Origin of the sequence: Salinivibrio sharmensis (genome assembly GCF_001995985.1) — a bacterium.
Classification (GTDB): Bacteria; Pseudomonadota; Gammaproteobacteria; order Enterobacterales; family Vibrionaceae; genus Salinivibrio; species Salinivibrio sharmensis.
Window position 1 is genome coordinate 81308 of sequence record NZ_MUFC01000007.1, and the last position, 22220, is coordinate 103527.

21 protein-coding genes are annotated in these 22220 nt (G+C 52.6%); 9 read left to right on the plus strand and 12 right to left on the minus strand.

The window, feature by feature from the left end; all coding sequences use genetic code 11:
- Positions 1-2 precede the first annotated feature (2 nt).
- Together apaG and apaH are read left to right on the plus strand one after the other, a co-directional pair.
- Positions 3-386 (plus strand): Co2+/Mg2+ efflux protein ApaG, encoded by a 384-nt coding sequence (apaG, locus tag BZG74_RS08680; protein WP_077772232.1) that lies wholly within the window; start codon positions 3-5, stop codon positions 384-386.
- Between the two features lie 17 nt (positions 387-403).
- Entirely contained in the window at positions 404-1249 is an 846-nt protein-coding gene (apaH, locus tag BZG74_RS08685; RefSeq protein ID WP_077772233.1) for a bis(5'-nucleosyl)-tetraphosphatase (symmetrical) ApaH, read from the plus strand.
- Here apaH and folA read toward each other — a convergent pair.
- From folA to rplU, 6 genes are all read right to left on the minus strand, one after another.
- A complete protein-coding gene (gene folA / locus BZG74_RS08690) occupies positions 1227-1709 on the minus strand; it encodes a type 3 dihydrofolate reductase (protein ID WP_077772234.1) in 483 nt (160 codons plus the stop codon). The two genes, apaH and folA, sit on opposite strands and share 23 nt — an antisense overlap.
- Before the next feature lie 17 nt (positions 1710-1726).
- The gene (locus BZG74_RS08695) at positions 1727-2191 is read right to left on the minus strand and encodes a threonine/serine exporter family protein (protein WP_046074282.1); all 465 of its coding nucleotides are present in this window, start codon (positions 2189-2191) and stop codon (positions 1727-1729) included.
- Positions 2188-2967: a threonine/serine exporter family protein gene (locus tag BZG74_RS08700; RefSeq protein ID WP_077772235.1), complete on the minus strand. Its 780-nt coding sequence runs from the start codon at positions 2965-2967 to the stop codon at positions 2188-2190. Before BZG74_RS08700 ends, BZG74_RS08695 begins: the two co-directional genes overlap by 4 nt.
- 146 nt (positions 2968-3113) lie before the next feature.
- The gene (gene cgtA / locus BZG74_RS08705; RefSeq protein ID WP_077772236.1) at positions 3114-4274 is read right to left on the minus strand and encodes an Obg family GTPase CgtA; all 1161 of its coding nucleotides are present in this window, start codon (positions 4272-4274) and stop codon (positions 3114-3116) included.
- A gap of 216 nt (positions 4275-4490) precedes the next feature.
- On the minus strand, positions 4491-4748 hold the full coding sequence (gene rpmA / locus BZG74_RS08710) for a 50S ribosomal protein L27 (protein WP_069361675.1): 258 nt from the start codon (positions 4746-4748) through the stop codon (positions 4491-4493).
- Positions 4749-4766: 18 nt separating this feature from the next.
- Entirely contained in the window at positions 4767-5078 is a 312-nt protein-coding gene (rplU, locus tag BZG74_RS08715; RefSeq protein WP_046074286.1) for a 50S ribosomal protein L21, read from the minus strand.
- 367 nt (positions 5079-5445) lie between these two features.
- On the opposite strand from rplU, the gene ispB reads away from it, so the two are divergent.
- Positions 5446-6417, plus strand: a complete 972-nt coding sequence (gene ispB, locus BZG74_RS08720; protein ID WP_077772237.1) for an octaprenyl diphosphate synthase — start codon at positions 5446-5448, stop codon at positions 6415-6417.
- 80 nt (positions 6418-6497) lie between these two features.
- On the opposite strand, the gene mdh is transcribed toward ispB, so the two are convergent.
- On the minus strand, positions 6498-7436 hold the full coding sequence (mdh, locus tag BZG74_RS08725; RefSeq protein WP_077772238.1) for a malate dehydrogenase: 939 nt from the start codon (positions 7434-7436) through the stop codon (positions 6498-6500).
- A gap of 306 nt (positions 7437-7742) precedes the next feature.
- On the opposite strand from mdh, the gene argR reads away from it, so the two are divergent.
- The 3 genes from argR to BZG74_RS08740 all read left to right on the plus strand — a co-directional run bounded on the left by argR (position 7743) and on the right by BZG74_RS08740 (position 11562).
- Entirely contained in the window at positions 7743-8213 is a 471-nt protein-coding gene (gene argR / locus BZG74_RS08730) for a transcriptional regulator ArgR (protein WP_046074289.1), read from the plus strand.
- 287 nt (positions 8214-8500) lie between these two features.
- Positions 8501-11071 carry a TRAP transporter permease gene (locus tag BZG74_RS08735; protein WP_077772239.1) on the plus strand — a complete coding sequence of 857 codons (2571 nt, stop codon included), beginning with the start codon at positions 8501-8503 and terminating at the stop codon, positions 11069-11071.
- 59 nt (positions 11072-11130) lie between these two features.
- Entirely contained in the window at positions 11131-11562 is a 432-nt protein-coding gene (locus BZG74_RS08740) for a universal stress protein (protein ID WP_077772240.1), read from the plus strand.
- Positions 11563-11602: 40 nt separating this feature from the next.
- Here BZG74_RS08740 and BZG74_RS08745 read toward each other — a convergent pair whose 3' ends face one another.
- Both BZG74_RS08745 and mpl read right to left on the minus strand, forming a co-directional pair.
- Complete coding sequence (locus BZG74_RS08745; protein ID WP_077772241.1) at positions 11603-12223, minus strand: flavin prenyltransferase UbiX; 621 nt, start codon at positions 12221-12223, stop codon at positions 11603-11605.
- Positions 12213-13586, minus strand: a complete 1374-nt coding sequence (gene mpl / locus BZG74_RS08750; RefSeq protein ID WP_077772242.1) for a UDP-N-acetylmuramate:L-alanyl-gamma-D-glutamyl-meso-diaminopimelate ligase — start codon at positions 13584-13586, stop codon at positions 12213-12215. The genes BZG74_RS08745 and mpl overlap by 11 nt, the downstream gene beginning before the upstream one ends.
- A gap of 256 nt (positions 13587-13842) precedes the next feature.
- Between mpl and fbp the strand changes: the two genes are divergently transcribed.
- Together fbp and ppa are read left to right on the plus strand one after the other, a co-directional pair.
- Positions 13843-14865, plus strand: a complete 1023-nt coding sequence (gene fbp, locus BZG74_RS08755) for a class 1 fructose-bisphosphatase (RefSeq protein WP_077772243.1) — start codon at positions 13843-13845, stop codon at positions 14863-14865.
- Between the two features lie 126 nt (positions 14866-14991).
- The gene (gene ppa / locus BZG74_RS08760; RefSeq protein ID WP_046074295.1) at positions 14992-15519 is read left to right on the plus strand and encodes an inorganic diphosphatase; all 528 of its coding nucleotides are present in this window, start codon (positions 14992-14994) and stop codon (positions 15517-15519) included.
- 52 nt (positions 15520-15571) lie between these two features.
- On the opposite strand, the gene tamB is transcribed toward ppa, so the two are convergent.
- Both tamB and tamA read right to left on the minus strand, forming a co-directional pair.
- A complete protein-coding gene (gene tamB, locus BZG74_RS08765; protein WP_077772244.1) occupies positions 15572-19342 on the minus strand; it encodes an autotransporter assembly complex protein TamB in 3771 nt (1256 codons plus the stop codon).
- A complete protein-coding gene (gene tamA, locus BZG74_RS08770) occupies positions 19339-21042 on the minus strand; it encodes an autotransporter assembly complex protein TamA (RefSeq protein WP_201247369.1) in 1704 nt (567 codons plus the stop codon). The genes tamB and tamA overlap by 4 nt, the downstream gene beginning before the upstream one ends.
- A gap of 188 nt (positions 21043-21230) precedes the next feature.
- Between tamA and msrA the strand changes: the two genes are divergently transcribed.
- The gene (gene msrA / locus BZG74_RS08775) at positions 21231-21863 is read left to right on the plus strand and encodes a peptide-methionine (S)-S-oxide reductase MsrA (RefSeq protein ID WP_392397588.1); all 633 of its coding nucleotides are present in this window, start codon (positions 21231-21233) and stop codon (positions 21861-21863) included.
- Between the two features lie 95 nt (positions 21864-21958).
- On the opposite strand, the gene BZG74_RS08780 is transcribed toward msrA, so the two are convergent.
- Entirely contained in the window at positions 21959-22165 is a 207-nt protein-coding gene (locus BZG74_RS08780; RefSeq protein WP_025673598.1) for a DUF1107 domain-containing protein, read from the minus strand.
- Positions 22166-22220: the final 55 nt, after the last annotated feature.

The window sequence follows — 22220 nt, forward strand, 5'->3', positions numbered from 1 at the left end:
ATTTGCAAGCCACTGAACAATCGCAATTCGAGATTCACGTCGCGACACAATATGTGGAAGACCAATCTGAGCCTGACAATGAGCGCTTTGTCTTCTCATACACGGTCACCATTAAAAACCGCGGCGACACCCCCGCACAGCTGATGCGAAGAAAATGGTTAATCACGGATGCCAACGGCAAAGAGCTAGAAATCGAGGGCGAGGGGGTAGTCGGTGAACAACCCAAGATTGCCGCGGGAGAAAAGTATACCTACACCAGTGGCACCATCATTGAGACGCCTGTGGGTGTGATGCAAGGCTTTTATACCATGCAAGATCAAGACGATCAGTCGTTTAAGGTCGATATTGCACCGTTTCGTCTCGCGCTGCCAAACATTCTCCACTAATCCCAACAGGGAGGCATATGGCGACCTATCTTGTCGGGGATATCCATGGTTGTGAGCGCACATTACGTGCGCTTCTCACTCAGGTCGATTTTTCCCCAGATAAAGACATCTTATACTCAGTAGGGGATTTGGTCGCACGCGGCCCCGATTCCCTCGGCGTGTTACGTTTCTTTTATCAACTCGGGGACGCAGCGCGCGTCGTCTTGGGTAACCACGATTTGCATTTGCTGGCGGTGGCTCACGGTATTAAGCCTGTTAAAGCCAAAGACAACACCCAACCTATTCTCGATGCGCCAGATAAAAAGTCGTTGCTTAGCTGGCTGTCTCAGCAGCCACTTCTGATGGATGTCGCCGCGCCAGACGGTGGCTTTTTGCTGACCCATGCGGGCATCAGCCCACAGTGGGACAAAAAGACTGCCGTCGCCTGTGCCAATGAGGTCGAAGCGATACTGCGCAGTGACGAGCAGCGCTGGTTACTGGAAAACATGTATGCAGACAGCCCCGATCAATGGGATCCACCACTGAGCGGCCTTGACCGTTATCGCTATATCATCAATAGCTTTACCCGCATGCGTTTTTGTTTCCCTGATGGTCGCCTGGACATGCAATGCAAGCTGCCGCCCAGCCAAGCGGCTGACAGCGGCTTATTACCCTGGTTTGAAGTACCTGAACGCCAACCACTTGATCAGGCGGTAGTTTTTGGCCATTGGGCGGCATTAAATGGCACCATCCAACCCAAGCTTTATGGGTTAGATACCGGGTGTGTCTGGGGCGGTAGCCTCACGCTACTGCGTTGGGAAGACAAAGCCTGCTTTACCCTCCCAGCAGAAAAAACATCACCTAAGCGCGATCCCAAACAGTAAAGGTAACAGGGTGGGCGTTTTTGTCATCCGCAGGGTGTGAGCCTACCTCTGTTTTCTTCCACCCTTCCCCCCATTGCGGGAAGCGGGTATCGCCGTCGACATCAAGATCAATAAAGGTAAGATACAAACGGTCAGCGCGGGGCAAAAATGTTTGATAAATCGTACCGCCACCAATCACCATGACCTCCTCATATTCGGCCACGGTTTCAAGCGCTTGCTCTGGCGAGCTCACCACTGTGACACCCTCTGGCTGAAAGTCAGGATCGCGACTGATCACAATATTCGGTCGCTTGGGCAGTGGGCGACCAATTGACTCAAAGGTTTTACGCCCCATGACCACAGGATGCCCTAAGGTAGTGCGCTTAAACCACGCTAAATCCGCCGGCAAATGCCATGGCATTTGGTTATTCTTACCAATCACTCGGTCGTGTGCCATTGCAGCCACTAAACTGACGCGCATTACAGGTGCCCTTTTTCTTAAATCACTGGACGGCGACGATAAAACAATAACCCCGGCATCGCAAGGCCAATGGCCAGGGCCGAGAGAATGAAACCCGCGGTAGTTAGGTTTTCAATCAGGCTCGCCCAAAGCGCCGGGCTATAGCCTTGATTGTTGATGGTTACCAGTGCAATCATCGCTTTAAACGCGTAAACGCCTGGGATCATCGGGATAATTGCTGCCACGGTAAACACCTTGGGATGCGCCAAAAAGCGTTGTGACCAGTAAACACCTAAAAAGCCAATTGTGGTCGCGCCTGCCAGCGTGGCCCACTCAATGGCGACACCAGACTCCATCAATAAAAAGCGTAAGCCATGGCCAACCGCGCCACCATAAGCACAATACTTAAGCGCTTTAACCGGCACATTGAACACCAATGCAAATCCCACCGCGGGGATCATGGCAAAGAACATGTCTTCTAGTAAGGCGAGCAATAAACTCATAACCACCCCCATGCTCCCACCAAATTCATTGCGCCGACAATCCCCAGCGCTGTCGCCAAGGTGAGTAAGGATGCCATCGTCCAGCGTGCGATCCCCATATCGACAAAGCCTTTAACCATGTCTGATACCGCGTTTATCAACGGATAGCCGGGTACGAGCATTAAGACTGATGATGCCATGATGAGGAAAGGTTCGTTGCCCCAATCCATAATGGTGCCCACACTGGATATCAAGGTTGTGACCAGCGCAGTGACGGCGAAGGTGAGAAGCGGATTGAAGTGACGATGGGCAATTAACTGGCGCACTCGCATGCCAGTGGCAGACGCCATAAACGTCAGTGCAAACACCACAGCATCGCCGCCCGCTAATCGACTGAAAGCCGCACACGACAAGCCTATCATCCCCACCACCAGCCAAGGCGGATAGCGAAAGGGTTCGATACGACTTAAGCGCTTGCGCACTGCTAAGGCATCGAGGATCCCTTTCTCGGCCAAAATGACCGTGCGTTGGATATCGGTCACCACTTTCATGTTGATCCCGCGATCGGGGCAACGTCTGGCGGTGGTAATACAATGACCTTGACTGAGCGTGGTGACCACCAAGGAGCTCGCTGATAACGCCAACTCAACGCTATCAAGTCCTAGCGCTCGCCCTAAGCGAATACTCACATCGCTGACGAGCTTACTTTCCGCACCATGCTGTAACAGTCGCTGCCCCACTTCAATCACTAAACGCGATATAGCACGTTGCTCTGGCTCGGTTAACCGCTTTCCCACCTTAAAAATCCCTCTTACATTGCCCTTATCTGCTCGCAGTATTCATTACCGACCCGTCACGGTCTTTGATGCAAATAAAGTTGCGATCAGATTATCGCCAAATCGGACATAAAAAAAGCCGCTACAGGCGTAACGGCTTTTTAGGATTAAGGCTTGTAGATGATCTCGACGTCGTAGTCGTCTTCGTTCCAATCATCCCAATCATCGTCGTCATCGCTTTGATTGAGCTGTTGTTCGTGGTGATCATCCCACTTGAACGCTACCGTCTCATCTTCCGGCTCAACCTCAGGTTTCGGCGCAGGTAGCGCCTCGATCGATGCCATCAGATCGTAAATAAGCGGTTGGACATTCGCTTTGTTAATCGCGGATATCGCGTAGTATTTGTCATCCCACGCCAGAGCTTCTAGCACACGATCAATTTGCGCCTGAGCCTCGTCTTCTGGCATCAGATCCACTTTGTTAAATACCAACCAGCGCGGTTTATCCGCCAGCTTTTCGCTGTACTGGTTCAGCTCATCAATAATGGTGAACGCGTTATCGACCGGATCGGTACCATCAACGGGCAGCAAGTCAATCATGTGCAACAACACACGACAGCGCTCCAGGTGTTTCAAGAAGCGAATACCCAGTCCCGCGCCATCAGCCGCACCTTCAATCAGACCAGGAATATCGGCCACCACAAAGCTCTTGTCAGCGGCTACACGGACCACCCCAAGGCTAGGCACTAACGTGGTAAAGGGATAATCAGCCACTTTCGGTTTTGCCGCCGACACCGCACGAATAAAGGTCGATTTGCCCGCATTCGGCAAACCTAACATCCCCACATCGGCCAACAACAACAGCTCCAAACGCAGCTGACGAACTTCGCCTTTGGTTCCCATGGTTTTTTGACGTGGGGCGCGGTTGACAGATGATTTGAAACGCGTATTGCCAAGGCCATGAAACCCACCTTTGGCCACCATCACTTTCATGCCATGCTGGGTTAAGTCGGCAATCACCTCGCCCGTGTCTTCATCAACAGCCCGGGTACCAACAGGCACATTCAGTACCAAGTCTTCACCGCGTTTACCGGTACAGTTACCGCCGCGACCGTTTTCACCACGCGCTGCAGAGTGAAAGCGCTCAAACTGATAATCGATCAGGGTATTAAGGTTTTCATCGGCGAGCAGATAGACATCACCACCATCACCGCCATCACCGCCATCTGGGCCCCCTTTAGGGACATATTTTTCCCGCCGGAAGCTGACAGTACCATTGCCTCCGTCCCCGGCATCGACGCGAATAATCGCTTCATCTACAAACTTCATGCTAACTTCTCCGCACCAATTGCTAAAACGTACGTTTATTGCAACTAGCCATATCCCAGATTAGTGAATGGCGATCTTATCGATCTTAGGATCATTTTTCTGCTTTGACCGACTTTCTGCGCTGCTCTATCAAACGCTCACTGACCAGTGATCACCAGACACAATAAAAAGCCCCGCCAAAAGGCAGGGCTTCAGAAATTCGCTTGGCGTTGAAGCTTATTCAGCTTCGATAGTAACGAATTTACGGTTATGACGACCTTTGGTCTCAAATTTCACTTTGCCATCAGACAGAGCGAATAGAGTGTGGTCTTTACCGCAACCTACGTTAGTGCCTGCGTGGAATTTAGTACCACGTTGACGAACGATGATGTTACCTGCTAGTACAGACTCACCACCGAAGCGTTTAACACCTAGGCGTTTACTTTCTGAATCGCGGCCGTTTTTAGTAGAACCGCCAGCTTTTTTGTGTGCCATCTCTTCTCTCTCCTACTCTTAAGCGCTGATGCCAGTGATTTTGACTTCAGTGAACCACTGACGGTGGCCCATGTGCTTGCGAGAATGTTTACGACGACGGAACTTAACGATATTCACTTTATCGCCGCGACCGTGAGTAACAACTTCTGCTGTCACTTTTGCACCGCTAACAAAAGGCGCGCCAACTTTAACGTCTTCGCCGTTTGCCACTAGCAATACTTTGTCAAGTTCTACACTTGCGCCAGTTTCAACGTCTAGCTTTTCCAAGCGAATAGTCTGGCCTTCGCTTACTCGGTGTTGCTTACCACCACTTTGGAAAACTGCGTACATGTTTTACTCCGCATTTCCGCACGGCCTGCTGCATTATTGAGCAACAAGGGGTGCGCATATAATCCATCAATAGGGCGCGAATTCTACGGCAGAATTTGATTTGAGGCAAGAGGGGAAAGCAAGAAAATTGGTGAAAAGGTGCTCAGCATTAATTCCCGCACATTTTCCCTGTGCGAGCGCTATCTCGTCGCCTGTCATCTGGTGTACTATGCCAAGCTAAATACCCGCTCTGGTGCCGATACTGACGAAGGTTTCACGCCATTCTGAACGTATTAACGTGCAATATTTCGCCTCTTGCTGCGAGTAAGTTGTGATTGATTTCGTTAGCTCGGCAGGCAAGTAACTAGGACAACGCCCGGATATATTCATGGATTTCAAATCAATCCAAGCCTTAATTAGTGATGACATGGCGCAGGTCGACCAAAAGATCCTCGCCCAGTTAAACTCTGATGTCGCGCTAATCAATCAGCTCGGCTTTTACATCGTTAACAGCGGTGGCAAGCGACTGCGCCCGATGCTGGCAGTATTAGCCGCTCGAGCCCTCGGCTATGACGGTGACAAACACACCACAGCTGCCGCGTTTATTGAGTTCATTCACACCGCTACCTTGCTCCATGATGACGTGGTCGATGAATCGGACTTGCGCCGTGGTAATGCAACCGCCAATGCCTTGTTTGGTAATGCGGCCAGTGTCTTGGTCGGTGATTACATTTACACCCGCTCTTTTCAAATGATGACCAGCCTGCGCTCGTTACGCATTCTGGATTTAATGAGTGAGGCCACCAATGTGATTGCCGAAGGGGAAGTATTACAGCTTATGAACTGTAACGACCCTGACACCACTGAGACCAGTTACATGCAGGTTATCTACTCCAAAACCGCGCGCTTGTTTGAATCTGCCACCCAGATTGGCGCGATTCTCAACGAAGCAGACGCAGACATGGAGAAAGCCCTCCAAGACTATGGTCGTTATCTCGGGACGGCGTTCCAGTTAATTGATGATGTGATTGACTACACCAGTGCTGACGATGAAATGGGTAAGCAAACGGGTGATGATCTGGCAGAAGGTAAACCGACGTTACCGTTGTTGCACGCGATGCAACACGGCTCAGAAGCAGAATCAGCGATGATTCGTACCGCCATTGAAAAAGGCAATGGCCGCGATAAACTCGAGGCAATTTTGGCCTGTATGGACGCTTGCGGCTCACTGGCCTATACGCGAAAACGTGCCGAGCAGGAATCGGAAAAAGCCATCCGTGCGCTCGATATACTGCCAGAGACCCCTTATAAACAAGCCTTAGTGGCATTAGCGCATTTAGCGGTTGACCGCAACACCTAAATCAATCGAAGCAGAAGCACTTCCGCCAAACTAAAAAGCGGCGCTGTTGCGCCGCTTTCCTCGTGAGAGTCGAATGCCTGCTATTTGGCCGCGAACTCTTCACCCATTTTGATATCTTTACGCAGCGTTTCTAGCATCTTGTCCATCGCTTGTTGCTCAAACGCGCTCAGCTCACCGATGCTCAAGATTTCTTCCACACCGTTTTTGCCCAGACGTACCGGTTGAGCGAAGAAGCGGGCATGCTGACCGTCGCCTTCCACGTAAGCACATTCCACCACGTTTGATTCACCTTGCAAGGCACGCACCAGCGATAGGCCAAATCGACATGCAGCCTGACCCATTGACAAGGTTGCGGAACCACCACCGGCTTTAGCTTCTACCACTTCGGTGCCGGCGTTTTGAATGCGTGGCGTCAAGGCTTCTACTTCTTCTTGGCTGAATGTCACGCCTTTTACTTGCGACAGTAGCGGCAGAATCGTCACACCCGAGTGGCCACCGATCACAGGGATCGACACGTCACGTGGGTCTATCCCTTTCAGTTCACCAATAAAGGCTTCAGAGCGGATCACATCCAGTGTCGTGACACCAAACAGTTTGTTTTTGTCATACACGCCTTTTGCTTTCAGCACGTCAGCGGCAATCGCCACCGTGGTATTGACCGGGTTCGTAATGATACCCACACACGCTTTTGGACACACATCAGCAATTTTTTCCGCCAAGGATTTAACAATGCCTGCGTTCACATTGAACAAATCAGAGCGATCCATACCCGGCTTACGGGCAACACCCGCAGAGATCAGTACCACGTCAGCCCCTTCCAGCGCTGGCGTTGGGTCTTCGCCGCTGTAGCCTTTAATGGTGACCGGCGTGGGGATGTGACTCAGGTCAACCGCCACCCCTGGGGTGACAGGTGCGATATCGTACAAAGCCAAGTCGGAACCGGCTGGTAAGTTGTTTTTTAGCAGTAGGGCTAGAGCCTGGCCAATGCCTCCCGCGGCGCCAATCACAGCAACTTTCATGTCGTTCTCCTTTCGATATTTCTTATAGTCCGGATCCGGTCCGGCTTCTGTTCGGGCACAAATCGCCCATCAATGGTGCGAACTGTTGCTTCATCATATGCCTGCCCCTACCCCCACTCAAGCCTCAGGCGGTGATGATCAGCCTAAGCTCTCATTTTTTCGTTATCCCTTACGCGTCGCATTTATTTGGTTTTGCGTCTCTTATTTGCAACAGTGATATTGTCGCCATTTTACACCCTCGGTGATTGCCCCTCGCTGCATGTATATGCAAAATAGCCACTCGTTTGTCATTGCGAGTCTGCCGTCATGCGTAACTCAGAAAAACAAGACCAATTGGTTCGAGCGTTTAAAGCGATCCTCAAAGAAGAAAAGTTCAGTTCTCAGGGTGAGATTGTCGAAGCCCTACGTGCTCAAGGATTTGAGGGCATTAACCAGTCGAAAGTATCACGCATGTTGACCAAATTCGGCGCGGTGCGAACACGCAACGCCAAAATGGAAATGGTCTATTGCTTGCCGATCGAGCTCGGTGTTCCCACCACCGGTAGTGCCTTGCGTGAGCTGGTGATGGAGATCGACTATAACGAAGCCGTGGTGGTCATCCATACCGGACCAGGGGCCGCGCAGCTTATCGCACGGCTTCTTGACTCATTGGGCAAGGCCGAAGGCATTCTAGGCGCGGTCGCCGGAGACGACACCATCTTCATCACCCCCACTCGAGGGACGAGCACAGAAGCCTTATTTGAGGCCGTGTGCGATCTGTTTGAGTATCATTATTGATTATCCTATCAGGCAGCGCGACGCCGCTGCCTGCATTGCCTCACCATTAAGCCGCTCACGCTTGCACAAAAGCGATAACATCGTTTTAATTTTTTGATACCCCTCTGTTACTATCAGCTTTTAGCTGCCACACACTGTTCACGCTTTTGTTAATCGTCAATTATACTGCGAGCGTAACAGTGGGCTGCCGACTGGCTGATCGCTTTTCACAGTGACGCAGCCGGGTATGCATTTCTCGGGACACTGTAGCCGCATCAGCGGTGCATATGATAATAAGGACAAACTGCATGACGAAGACACATCAATCGTCTCCTGATGTGCAAGACATGGTGGCGCAAGCAGATACAGGCGCTCGCTCACCGGATGGACTATCAGGACGTATTCTTTGGCTGGTACCACTTTGCTGGTCCCTTTTTCAGCTTTGGTATGCGTCGCCGCTACCTTTCGCGCTCGACTTTGGCGTTCTCAATAACACAGAAGCACGCTCGCTCCATTTAGCGTTCGCGATGTTTTTGGCCTACACCGCCTACCCCGCGCGAAAGACCTCACCACGTGATCGAGTGCCATTACTCGATTGGGTATTTGCCCTAGCGGGCAGTTTAGCCGCCGGTTATCTCTTCCTTTTTTATAATCAGCTCGCAGACCGTGCCGGCGCTTATACCTCGTTTGATATCACCGTTGCCGCCATTGGTATGGTTCTGATGCTCGAGGCAACACGCCGAGCCCTTGGCCCACCGCTAATGGTGGTGGCAGGTGTGTTCTTACTCTATACCTTTGCCGGCCCTTACATGCCGGACGTCATCGCTCACAAAGGCGCGAGCTTGAACAAAGCCATGTCACACTTGTGGCTGACTACTGAAGGCGTCTTCGGGGTGGCACTGGGCGTCTCTACCTCGTTTGTATTCCTGTTTGTCCTGTTTGGTGCCTTGCTCGACCGCGCCGGTGCCGGCGGCTACTTCATTAAAGTGGCCTTCTCACTGTTGGGCCATATGCGTGGCGGCCCCGCCAAAGCGGCAGTGGTGGCCTCTGGTTTATCTGGCCTTGTCTCAGGCTCGTCGATTGCCAACGTCGTCACCACCGGGACCTTTACCATTCCGTTGATGAAGCGTGTAGGCTTTCCAAGCCATAAAGCAGGGGCGGTCGAAGTTGCCGCCTCAACCAATGGCCAGCTCACCCCACCGATTATGGGTGCCGCGGCATTCTTGATGGTGGAATACGTGGGGATTTCCTACGTCGAGGTGATTAAAGCCGCGCTACTTCCAGCACTGATCTCTTATATTGCGCTGATTTACATCGTGCACCTAGAAGCCTGTAAAGCCGGCATGGAAGGCTTACCGCGCCGTCATACCAGCACGGTACTGCAAAAACTGTTCTCGTTCATGACGGTGTTTGTTGGCTTGTTAGTACTCAGCGCTGCGGTCTACTACGGTATCGGCTGGACCAAAGACGTATTTGGTGCCATGGCAACCGTGGTCATCGGTACCCTCACACTGATTGCCTATGTATTGTTGGTGCGTTACTCCGCCCAGTATAAATCGCAAGCAGCGGAAGACCCCGCAGCGGCCGATTTATCCGAGGTCCCCGAGCCCGGCCCCACCGTGCGTTCTGGCTTGTACTACCTGCTGCCCATCGGCGTGCTGGTATGGTGTTTGACCGTCGAGCGCTTCTCGCCAGGCCTCTCTGCGTTTTGGGCAACGGTGTTTATGATTTTTATCATTCTCACCCAGCGCCCACTCATTGCCTACTTCAACCAACGCACTAACTTTAAAGAAGAAATTCGCGACGGGGTGACGGATTTAGCAGAAGCCTTTGTCACCGGTGCACGCAACATGATCGGTATCGGTGTCGCCACCGCAGCGGCCGGGATCGTGGTGGGTACGGTCACCCTCACTGGCATCGGGTTGGTGATGACAGACTTCGTCGAGTTTATCTCCGGCGGCAACATATTCCTGATGTTGCTGTTTACTGCGGTGATCAGCTTATTGTTGGGGATGGGGCTACCGACCACCGCCAACTATATCGTGGTCTCTACCCTGATGGCGCCGGTGATTGTCACCTTAGGCGCACAGCAGGGGCTGATTATTCCACTGATCGCGGTGCACTTATTTGTGTTCTACTTCGGTATTCTGGCCGATGACACGCCCCCTGTGGGGCTGGCTGCCTTTGCGGCGGCGGCCATTGCTAAGTCGGATCCGATACGAACAGGTGTACAAGGTTTTACCTACGACATCCGTACTGCGATCTTGCCGTTTATGTTTATCTTCAACACCCAGTTGTTGTTGCTCGATCTCGATGGCCCCTTCCATCTGATTTTAACCATTGTGTCGGCGACCATCGCGATGCTGGCATTCTCTGCCGCAACACAAGGTTGGTGGATGACCAAAAACAAATGGTGGGAAACCGCCTTATTGTTATTGATTACCTTCTCCCTTTTCCGTCCAGGGTTTTGGTGGGACGAGGTGTACCCGCCGACCACCAGCTTCCCAGGCACAGAGATCACCCGTGTGGCAGAGCAGCTACCAGAAGGAAAACCGTTGCAGCTTGAAGTGGAAGGGGAAAACTTCTTTGGTGAGCAAGTCTCCAAACACGTGGTATTGCCCGTGGATCATAGCCTTGAGAGCGGCGAAGCCCGCATTAACGACACGGGCTTAATGCTTCGCGAGGAAGATGACAAGTTGTTGGTAGACATGATCCAATTTGGCAGTGACGCTGACAAAGCAGGTATTGATTTTGATTGGCAAATCAAAACAGTGACTATCGATAATGTCCGCCCATGGAAAGAGTGGGTGTTTGTCCCCACCCTCTTGCTATTGGCATTGTTGGGGTGGAATCAGCGCCGTCGTATTCGCCAAGCCTAATAACAGGGGGACGTGTTTAACACGTGCCCCTTTCTTTTATAAGAGCAAAGGATATCGCTATGTATAAACATATCTTGGTTCCCGTTGATTTGAACGACGAAAGCTTTGCAGATACTGCGGTGGATCACGCCGTTTGGCTCGCCAGCCAGTCAGGTGCCAAAATCCACCTGCTCACAGTATTGCCCGGCATTCACAATTCGATGGTCGCCTCTTACTTCCCTGAAGAAGCCGCCAATAAAATGAAACGCGATATGAAACGCAACTTACAAGGATTTGCGGATAAATATGTCCCCAAAGGCGTGGCCCGCCAAGTATCGGTTGAAGAAGGGAAGCCTTACAAGGGGATCATTAAAACCGCCGAGCGCATCGGCTGCGATCTGATTGTGATGCCAAGCCATAAGCGTTCACGTGTCAATAAAATGATGCTGGGCTCGGTCGCCGCCAAAGTGCTCGAAGGGGCGAGTGTCCATGTGATGGTGCTAAAACCTTAACCATAGGGTTCAGGCACGCCGATGCGTGCCTGAACATTGTTCACCGCTCGCGTTGATCATAGCCCCAGCGCGGCACCAAGGTTTGTTCTGCCCCCAAGTGGTCCAAAATGCGCGCCACCATAAAGTCTACGAGGTCGTCAATTGACTGAGGCTGATGATAAAAACCGGGCGCGGCGGGCATAATCGTTACCCCCATCTGTGACAGCTTGTGCATATTCTCTAAGTGCAAGGTCGAAAACGGTGTCTCGCGCACCACCAAGAGCAACTGTCCGCGCTCTTTAAGCACCACATCCGCCGCACGCTCGATAAGGTTATCGGACAACCCATGTGCAATGGACGATAGCGAGCCTGCCGAGCAGGGGCACACCACCATTTGCTTCGGCGCCGCGGACCCTGAAGCAACCGGCGAAAACCAATCCTCTTTGCCACATACCACCAACTTATCGGTGTGGCACTGTAAATGTTCCACTAACACCTTTTTCGCCGCGTCCGGCCCGGCGGGTAGCTTCAGACCATGCTCGGTCGCCAACACCACACGGGCGGCCGACGAGATCAGTAAAAAGACCTGATAATCTTGTCCAAGCAAGCACTCGAGCAAACGTAGCCCGTAGGGCGCACCGGATGCACCTGTCCACGCCAGTGTGATGCGTTTATCCGCCATAAACCGTCTCCTTACTCGCCAGTGCAGTTAGCAGCTTGTCGTGAATGCCACCAAAGCCGCCATTACTCATCACCAACACGGTATCGCCTGCTTGCGCTTGCTCACATAAGGCCGTCACCAACGCATCAATATCGGCATGGATATGGGCAGGCTGCGCGCAGCTGTCCACCACCGCTTCAAGCGACCAATCTAGCCCTTGCGGTTGATATAAGAACACCGCGTCAGCACGCGCTAATGACGCTGCCAAGGTGTCTTTATGCACACCTTGCTTCATGGTATTGGAGCGTGGCTCGAGCACCGCCAAAATACGGCCACTGCCCACTTTCGCGCGCAAGCCCTCAAGGGTCAGTCGAATCGCCGTCGGGTGGTGGGCAAAATCGTCATACACAGTGACACCGGCTTGCTCGCCGCGCCACTCAAGCCGACGCTTGGTATTGATAAATTTTTCGAGCGACTGGCAGGCCAAATCAGGTGTCACCCCCACATGACGCGCTGCCGCGATGGCCATCAACGCGTTACGCACATTGTGATCGCCAACCAAGTCCCAGCTCACCGTCGCCACGAGCTCACCGGCAAAGTACACGTCAAATTGGCTACCAGCCGGGTCTTTTTTCACGCTCTGCCACTGACCATCCGGCCCCGCATAGACGCATTCGCTCCAGCATCCCATGGCAAGCGTCTCTGCGACATTGGCATCGTCCGAGGGCGCAATGATTTGCCCAATCCCCGGCACAGTGCGTACCACATGGTGGAATTGTTTCTTAATCGCCGCCAGATCATCAAAAATATCGGCGTGATCGAACTCGAGATTGTTGATGACTAAGGTTTTCGGTTGGTAATGAATAAACTTAGAGCGCTTATCGAAAAACGCACTGTCATACTCATCCGCCTCCACCACAAAAAACGGGCTATCACCTAATCGCGCCGACGCGTTAAAGTTACTCGCCACTCCGCCAATCAAAAAGCCGGGGGCGTAGCCACAGTCTTCTAAAATCCACGCCAGCATACTCGCGGTGGTGGTCTTTCCATGGGTGCCGGAGACCGCGAGTACCCAGCGGTCTTGCAGGAGAAAATCATGCAGCCATTGCGGGCCTGACGTATACGGCAAGCCTTGATTGAGGACCGCCTCGACACAAGGGTTACCACGGCTCATGGCATTGCCAATCACCACCAAGTCTGGGGCGGGAGAAAGCTGAGCGGGATCATAGCCTTCAATAATATCGATTCCCTGAGACTCAAGTAGCGTGCTCATCGGGGGATAAACATGGCTGTCAGAGCCCGTCACCCTGTGCCCCAGTTGTTTTGCCAGCATGGCTGCGCCACCCATAAAAGTCCCGCAGATGCCTAAAATATGAATATGCATAGCCTTCACTGTATTGTTGATTGCCCTACCGTTTGGCGCAGGCGGTTATTATGCCTCGGATTAACGCTTGGGTCTTATCGCTTGCGCGCATCTGACATGGTTTTTATGTCGCGATCACACTTCCCTGGCCTGATTCATTTCTTCAGTACGATTAAAAAGTCACGAAGGCTAGAATAGCGGCGATTTCAAGAGGCAGCCCACTGCCCATGTATCCGATTGCACAAGAAAGACAGTTCATCATCATTAAGGATTGAGAATGCCCGACATTAAGACCCTCGGCGAGTACATTGTTGAGAAGCAACACGCGTTTCCGCACGCCAGCGGTGATTTATCTTCTCTTCTCGCCTCGATTCGTCTGGCCGCCAAGATTGTTAACCGTGAAATCAACAAAGCCGGCTTGGTCGACATTGCTGGCGCGATTGGCACGGAAAACGCGCAAGGTGAAGAGCAGCAAAAACTCGACGTCTATGCCAACGAAAAATTTAAAGCCGCGATGGAAGCGCGCGACCAAGTGTGTGGCGTCGCCAGTGAAGAAGAAGATGACGCGGTTATTTTTAATAAACAGCTCAACCGTAATGCCAAATATGTGGTGTTGATTGACCCGCTTGATGGCTCCTCTAACATTGATGTTAATGTGTCTGTTGGCACCATTTTCTCTATCTATCACCGCGTATCACCGGTAGGGACTCCGCCCACCGAAGAAGATTTTCTCCAGCCCGGTCACCGCCAAGTCGCCGCCGGCTATATCATCTACGGCTCATCCACCATGTTGGTTTACACCACGGGTGATGGTGTGCACGGTTTCACGTATGATCCGTCCCTCGGTCTATTTTGCCTGTCTCACGAAAACATGATCATTCCTAGAGACGGCAACATCTATTCGATTAACGAAGGGAACTACATCAAATTCCCACAAGGCGTCAAAAAATACATCAAGTATTGTCAAGAAAACGTCCCTAACGAAAAACGCCCCTACACGTCGCGTTATATTGGCTCTTTGGTCGCCGACTTTCACCGCAACCTGCTTAAAGGCGGTATTTACCTTTACCCCAGCACGCTCGCCTACCCCAATGGCAAACTGCGCTTGCTGTATGAGTGCAACCCGATGGCCTTTATTATTGAGCAAGCCGGCGGCAAAGCAACCGATGGCACCCAGCGCATCATGGACATTGCTCCGAATGAACTTCATCAACGCGTGCCTTTCTTTGTTGGCTCAAGCAATATGGTCGATAAAGTCGAAGAATACCTCGACGCTTATCCGGATCATGACGACGAATAAGCGCAAAATAGACGCCTAGCGACAGTCTTCCAAGATAAAGAGGCGGCCAATACGGTCGCCTCTGTTATTTTCGCGCTTGGCGGTTATAATTGGCACACACTTTTTCATTAAACAAAAGGACATCCCATGAGCCTGAACCAGGTCCCTGCGGGCAAAGAGCTGCCTGAAGATATTTATGTGGTGATTGAGATCCCAGCCAACGCCGATCCGATTAAATATGAAGTTGATAAAGACAGCGGCGCCGTTTTCGTTGACCGTTTCATGGCAACGCCTATGTTCTATCCATGTAACTATGGTTATGTGAACCACACCTTGTCTTTGGATGGTGACCCTGTTGACGTGCTGGTTCCAACCCCATTCCCATTGGTGCCTGGCTCAGTGATCCGCTGCCGCCCTGTTGGCGTGCTGAAAATGACCGATGAGTCAGGTGAAGATGCCAAAGTGATCGCGGTACCGCACAGCAAGCTAACCAAAGAGTACGATCACGTGAAAGACGTGAACGACCTGCCTGAGCTGCTGAAAGCGCAAATCACTCACTTCTTCGAGCGCTATAAAGAGCTAGAAGCCGGCAAGTGGGTGAAAGTTGACGGTTGGGAAGATGCCCAGGCGGCGAAAGACGAAATCTTGTCTTCATTTGAGCGCGCAAAACAGTAATCAGCCGCTTCAATGAAACACAGCCCGCGTGAACTCGCGGGCTTTTTTGTCTCTATTTGATCTCAAACTGATAGAGCAGATCCACCGCCCGATCGACACCGGATACCGCTTCAAGGTAGAGGTCTTGCATCAGTCGATAGCGCACCGTAAACACCCCTATCGCATCGAAGATCCCCACGCCGTATTTCACCTCTAGATCGGGCAGAATATAGCCGGACACTTCCACTTTTTGCTCATCACCAGCGCCTGAGGTATCGAGAGTGAGATCCTCGACCCCAAACGCCTGACCAATTTCGCCCACCAGTTTGCCACTTTGCGCCAAGCCCAAACCAATCAGCATCGAGGTCATATTGGCATCACCGGCGCCAGCATCAAGCGCGCGGCCGCGTAACAAGTATGACAAGGCATTGGCCTGTGAACCGGCCGGGTCCATAAATACAGTCGCTACCGGCTCATCGGCAGGCCCTGTGAGTCGGATCCCCGCGACCACATCGCCCTCAGTGCGCTCGGGATTACGAATCGCTTCGACTTGCAAATACGGCTGATCCGCGGGGCCATTAAATAGGATCTCCCCTTTGCGGATAATCAAATCTTGTCCAAATGAGCGATAGGTCCCTTCCAGCAAGCTCACGTTGCCGACAATCAAGGCGCCTTTGCGGTTATTCTTAATATTAAGTTCACCTGCCAAACGCGACTTCAAGCCAAACGCTGCCAGCCGTACTTCATCGCCAAGCACTAAGCGCACATCCGTGACCAAATTAAAGGGAACCGCGTCTTTTTGTTCCGCGTCTTCAGGCTCATAATTTTGATTGAGGATCACCGTATCATCCGACACAGTAACGGCCGACTCCGGCAAATGTTCCACTTCAATCCGTCCCCATGGCACCTCAATATCGCCGCGAATCGCCACTTGTTCAGGGGTTGCTGAAACCGTTAAGTCAGGCGCGACATCAAGACGGACCATCGGAGGCACATTCACCCGCAATGCATCGCCCGCGACATTCAGATTAAATAACCAATCTCTCACGGTCGGCCATCGACCCTCGCCTTTGAGGCGCAAGGTGCCATCGGGAGTAATCAGCTGACCGGTTAACTGTCCTTGCTGACCATCCAGATTGACCGTCACCTGTCCGTCATTAACATCAACCGGCGATGATAGCCCTTTCACACGTAATGCGCTGATATCCAGCTCACCAAAGACTTGTGGCAATGTAGTCGGGCCTTTAACGCTTAAGTTAGCATTCACTTCGCCATGAACATCGGCTTGTTTGTCGCCGCCGAGTAAGGGTTCCAGTTTGGCAAGTTGCACCGCATTCACGTGCACATTCCCATCAATCGTACGTGTCGACGCTAACAGATCATTCAAGGTAAAGGCTGATGCCAGTGTGCCGCCCTCAGACAAGGTGAGTGCCAGCGCGCCTTGCAGTGCATCTTGATGCCAACGCGCATTGAGGTTGGCATGCTGCCAGCCAATCACCAGTGGCGTGTCGGCCTGCTGGCGCAGATTGCCATCCGCGATATCAATCGAGGCTTGCACATCCGGCGAGGCATCAGGCTGCCAGCGTGCATGCACCGCGGCATTGGCACGTGTATTAAGTTGCCATTCCGGCGGTAAGAAGGCAGCGATTTGCGCCGCTTCAAAGCCTTCAACTTTAGCGACGACATCACCTTGCTCGCCGATTGTTGCCGGTTGCGATAAGCACAAAGACGTTGCTTGCCACTGCCAACAATGTTCGCCAACTTCGGTTTGCATATCAGCGAAACTAAACGCAATGGATGCCGCACTTTGCTGCACAATGTCGCCAAGATCGTCCACGTTCACTGATGTATCAAGTAATCGCCCTTTCCAGCCTGTCTCTCGCGTTAACGCGCCTTCAATGCGTAACGCGCCAGACGCCGGTGCCCCTTGCCAGCGCAAATCTAGCTGATGGGCCGCTTCATCACCGCGCACAGTTAAATCGAGGTTATCCAAGCGCGCGGTTTGATAGCGTCCGCCCAATACCGACACAGTCAAATCACCACTCAAGCGATCTTTTACGGTCAGATCACCGTCTACCGTTAGCTGATTAATGCGCACATCTTGCCAACGCAATTGCTTAGCATGAATCGCCAGCTTTGCGGTTGGCTGCGCAAACGGCCCGCTAAGTTTCGCATCGCCGCGGATCACACCAGTAAGCATCGGCAAGGATTGCGATAAATCGGCAATATCGACCGACAGTCCCATTTGCCACTCATCACGCACTTGTCCTTGCGCCGTCACTTGGTTGGGGCCGTGTGACAGCGTCAATCCCGGTGTCGACACGCTCGGTTGACCATCGCCATCACGATCATGCGCGTTAAGCGCGCCCGCGACCGCTAGCGGCAGTTTTTGCAACTCCCCATGCACCACCAACGTAGGCACAGATACCTCCCACCCGCCTTGGGCCGTTAAGCGGCCACGATGGCTGATTGCGCCGGTTAGATCTCCTGTGATCTCCGGCCATTGCTGCTGAGGTTGGATGTTGGCAAAGCCTAATTCAGCTTGCCAAAAAGGTATGCTGGACCAATCCACGCTGGCACGACCGGCCACCTTACCTCCAAGCGTATTAGCTTCAAGCTGCGAGAGAGTCAGCGCCGTCGGGCTGCCTCTTCCGGCAAGATCTAGCTGGGTGGCTGGCACGTCAGGGCCATCAACGTCAGTGTGTAAGCCAAGCTGATAGTCAGATAGATCGCCATCGGCGTGAAAGTGTAGCTCGCGCAATGCCGCGATCGTGTCCCCCGTCAGCGGCCACGCCAAGGCTTTGCTGTCCAATTGCACCGCAAAAGGTAAGTTTGCCGCCAGCAGGTTTGCCTCTCCTTCCAGTGTCGCCGTCACTGGACCGCGCGCATTCGCGCTTAGCTTAAGCGCGGCTAGGCTTCCTGAGGCTGACAGCGATAAAGCTTGGTCTTGAAGGGGAGCAAGGTTATTGGTCAACTGGGCTTGCAAGGTAAGTGGGTACTCACCTTTAAGTGTAATATCACCTGCAAGGCTCGCCGTGCCTTGGGGGGCGGTCACCGAGAAACTATCAATAGTCACCGCACTGCCTCGAACGCTACCCGCCAAAGATAACGCTGAGAGGGTTTGTACTGTGCCCGCTTCAATCCGCGTATCTTGCAGGCGAAGCTGCTCCACCTCGATAGCCAGCGGCAACGCCACCGTGGGTAATTCCAGCCCCGGATAATGCCATGACGGGCTTGCCACCGCGCCATCCGGTTTACCGACCGCTTGGTCGGTATCGTCTTGAGGCTCAGTATCGCTTGGCAGGCTCACCACCAGCTGCTGCCAATCGGTCGGCGATAGGGTTAAGGTGTCGCCAACAAAATGCACGCCCCCTTGCAGTTGATGCCAACTCACCGACTGCTCGGCAACCTGAATCGCCACATCCTTAAAGGCAAAGGCATTGATATGAATAGGCAACGGCGCTTGGATTGCCGGCGTGGATACGTCTTGCGAGGATGCATCCTCCTCTCTCGCGAGCAAATGAATATCGAGCGTGACCCCCTCGGCGGCCAATTGATTAATACAAAGCGCAGGCGTCAGTAAGCACTTACCTTTGATAACAAGCTTTAGCTGCTCGGCATTCAGTTGCAGCTGCGCATCATCATAGCGCACCCCTTGTAGCACAAAGCCGGTGAGTAGACTGCCGTCGGCCTCATCGACTGATAGCGCAGGTAGCGCTTTCTGCGCGCCCCACAGCCCAAGCTGCAGGCCCACAGGTGTAAAAAGTGCGGCCGCTACCAACCCCACCAAAGAAAAAGTACTGATTAACGCAATAAACGTTAGCCTGACTAACCAACGACTCATAACTCAGGCCCTAGCGTAAGGTGTATACGAAAATCATCATCGTCATTATCAAAGCCACGCGCAACATCAAGACGAATCGGGCCTACCGGCGATGACCAGCGAATACCGGTACCGGCCGCTCGCTTCCACGATAAATGACTGGTCCACGCATCACCGCCATCGGTAAATAACGCCCACCACCAGTTGCCGCCGAGGCGATATTGATACTCTAACGTACCGGTTAACATATAGCGCGCGCCACTTAGCTGACCACTGTCATCAACAGGAGAAACAGTTTCGTAGGCATAGCCGCGAATGCTGTTGTCGCCCCCGGCGAAAAAACGCAGCGATGGCGGCGCTTCACTAAACTCTTCAGAAATCAGAGCGCCACCATCGACGCGTAGCAAGCCACGATGGTTTTTGTTCAGACTACGAATCCACGCACTCCGCCCTTGTAAGCGCACCAAGCTGATGTCGGACAGCCAAATCGGATCGGCCGCTTCCAATGTAATGGATTGTTTGTCTCCCCAATGCGGCATTAACCCACCGCGAGCGCGAGTGCGAGTGAAATTGATCCCAGGCAACACCACGCTAACGATGTCTTCATCTTGCCCTTGGGTGTAGTTTTCATATAGCCAGCGCAATGAGACACTGCGTTGCCAGCCGGTATCATACAGCCAATGGCGAGAGACAGAGGTGGACACCTCGAGGCTGGAGGTATCGCGTTGATCGGTATTTTGTAACCCTAACTGCACTTGATAATACTCGCGGGAAACATCCTCCAAGGGGACCTTGTAGGTCGAGGTTAGCGTCTGTTCGGGCTCAGAAATCGCCAGTGATGTGGTGAGACTGTGGCCGCGTGAGTTATACCAAGGCTTTCGCCAGTTAAACTTGAGCCGCGGACCAATGTCGGTGGAATACCCAACCCCGGTTTCAAACTTGTTACGCGCTTCGGGGGTGAGCGTCACCTTGATCGGCACTTCATTATCTTCCGCTTGCTCCATGTCCGCTTGCACCAAGGCACTGGAGAACCAACCGGTATTCGCGAGAGCTTGGTTAAACTCGCCCAATGCCGAGACCTGATACGCCTCGCCCGGGGAAAAGTCACGTAAAGTGTCGAGACGCTGCAACTGAATTTGCGCACCTTGGTAACGAATCTCACCAAAGTGATAGCGCTTACCACTGGCAAACTGAAGCCGAATAAAGGCTTGCTGACGATCAGGCGCGACCTCTAATCGCGTTTGCGTAAAGCGACCATCAAAATATCCCTTTTTCACCGCCAAGCTTTGGATTTGGCTTTTAAGGGATTCATAGGCTCCATGGTTGAGAGTCTCGCCCCGCTGCGGTCCGTCAGCCTTGAGGGCATGAAAGTCGTCATCCATGTTCGCTTCACCCGTGAACACCACATCCACTTGCGCCAAGCGAACGGGTTTACCTGGGTCAACCTTGACCTCCAGTGTGGCGTCTCCATCCATTCTTGTGGTGATCTTGGGTTGATAAAAGCCCACCGCTTGCAGCGCTTTGCGCACGTCTTTTTCGACGCGAGCAATAAACCGGTAGGAGCCATCCCGCTCTTCTGGGGCAATCGCCGCGAGATAGGTCTCGACGTTATCTTGTGCAATGCCGTCTAGCCCTTCAATATCAATGTCGACATCCGCACGAGCAACGCTAGCCATCAAGCTGATAGCGATCGCGAATAGCGGGAGTAGCCGTATATTCATACAGTGAGATCCATTACCCGGGTGTCGCCCGGCTAAATTGATGATATCTTGCCATATTACGTGTTGAGCGGGGATGGATGCCAGTACCATGTTGATCACAAGGTGCGGGAGCCATGCCTGAACGCCAACCATTAACGCGCAAAGCAGCACGCGTTGCGCTTTTCCATCACAGCAGTCAAAGGATGCCTATGTCGATACAATCTTCCTTTACCCAACCCGAGAATGCGATAGCCGATCGCACCGATCCTATTATTCCAACCGAACCGCACGCGGTATTTAATCAGCCTATCACGGCCACACCAGCGGCCGGTCAAAAACAGGTTATTTTTGGCATGGGCTGTTTTTGGGGGGCCGAACGCAAATGGTGGCAACAGCCGGGTGTCGTGATGACCTCGGTCGGATACAGTGGCGGCGTCACCCAACACCCGCGTTATCAAGACGTCTGTACGGGAAAAACCGGCCATGCCGAAGTCGTTAACGTGATTTTTGACCCGTCAGTGGTGAGTTTAGACACCCTACTTGCCGTGTTCTGGGAAAACCACGATCCGACCCAAGGCATGCGTCAAGGCAATGACGTCGGCCCGCAATATCGTTCCGCAATTTACTATTGCGATCCAGCCGACCAAGTCAGCGTCGAGGCGAGTCTAGCGACCTATCAGGCGGCATTGAGAGAGGCGAGTAAGCCAGATGCGGTCACCACTGAGATCGCACCCGCTGGCGCGTACTATTTCGCGGAAACTGACCACCAGCAGTACCTGCACAAAAATCCGCAAGGCTACTGTGGCTTAGGTGGCACAGGTGTTTGTTTCCCCCCGCAGTAAACCATTGGTGCTCAGCCATTCATCATCAACCATGGCTGAAGGGTGAGGCACAAAAAAACACGTCCGGTTGGACGTGTTTTTCAGTGTGGCGATGTTTATGCGGTAATCGCCATGGCTTTAATTTCTTTATTCACCTCAGTCATTACCGATAACGCTCGTTTGTCACTGTGTCCCGGCGGCAGTAAACGGCCACCATCAAACTCAAACGCGCCTACACCTTCGATATAGAGTCGGCCCTTAAAAAATCGTTTCACATACCGCGCAATCTGGGTTGGTCGATATTGACGAAAGATGCGAAGCATAAGGATCCCTTTCTTTTTTCTCAACAAAGTCTGATTAACAGACCGAAACGGTAAC